Annotated in this window: 1 protein-coding gene; it reads left to right on the forward strand. The window is 67.6% G+C overall.

Annotated elements, in window-relative coordinates:
* Positions 1-207: hypothetical protein (locus BEK98_RS47730; RefSeq protein ID WP_425276678.1), on the forward strand; the 207-nt coding region annotated here is incomplete at both ends.

A 207-nucleotide genomic window follows, 5' to 3' on the forward strand; every position in this document is an offset into this window, starting at 1 on the left:
TGCGCCGCGCGGCCGGCCGCGCGGCGCAGATGGCCGAGCGCGAGGGTGTGGACGTCCGGTACTACTCGGTCATCTACCAGGCGATCGAGGAGATCGAGGCGGCCCTCAAGGGCATGCTCAAGCCGGAGTACGAAGAGGTCGAGCTCGGTACGGCGGAGATCCGCGAGGTCTTCAAGTCGTCCAAGCTGGGCAACATCGCCGGTGTCC

Origin of the sequence: Streptomyces diastatochromogenes, assembly GCF_002242805.1 — a bacterium.
GTDB lineage: Bacteria > Actinomycetota > Actinomycetes > Streptomycetales > Streptomycetaceae > Streptomyces > Streptomyces diastatochromogenes.